We start from the raw sequence: 624 nt of genomic DNA, 5'->3' as shown, positions 1-624 counted from the left end.
CGCAAGTTAATACGTCCTTCATCGCCTCTGACTGCCAAGGCATCCACCGTGTACGCTTAGTCACTTAACCATACAACCCGAAAGGGTCTTAATGTATGACTGTTTGCTTTCACTTTTCAAAGTGAAGACAAAATAGCAACCAAGGTTTTTGGTTGTAACAAGAAGGGTTAGTTCTTATTACGTGTTTGCCGGACTCAATTTTGAATACAAGACACTTGAATGTGTTTGTGTTGTATTTATCCAAAGGATAAACATTGAGAACTTTTAATTTGATTTAAATAACTCTGTTATTTAAATCAGTCAGCTTTCCAAATTGTTAAAGAGCAAGTTTCTTTCGCTAATGACTAGCTAATGAAAACCATTTTTAAAAGCACTATCGCTAATGCGCTTAAAGATGGTGGGCGATACCGGGCTCGAACCAGTGACCCCCTGCTTGTAAGGCAGGTGCTCTCCCAACTGAGCTAATCGCCCACACTAGTTTTAATTCCTCGTGGAGAAGAATTCCTCAAGAATGGTGGAGCTAAGCAGGATCGAACTGCTGACCTCCTGCGTGCAAGGCAGGCGCTCTCCCAGCTGAGCTATAGCCCCATCTTGAGAGTCATTTCTAAAAGAAGAAATGGTGGG

General features: G+C 42.1%; 2 tRNA genes. Both read right to left on the bottom strand.

The annotated features are described in order from the left end of the window. Positions 1-395: 395 nt before the first annotated feature. Positions 396-471, bottom strand: a tRNA-Val gene (locus L1D60_RS23460). 41 nt (positions 472-512) lie between these two features. After that, positions 513-588: transfer RNA gene (locus L1D60_RS23455), tRNA-Ala, on the bottom strand. Positions 589-624 lie beyond the last annotated feature (36 nt).

This window comes from Vibrio sp. Isolate30 (genome assembly GCF_022397975.1).
In the GTDB taxonomy this organism is placed as follows: domain Bacteria; phylum Pseudomonadota; class Gammaproteobacteria; order Enterobacterales; family Vibrionaceae; genus Vibrio; species Vibrio fortis.
This window is presented reverse-complemented; position numbering and strand designations above follow the sequence as displayed.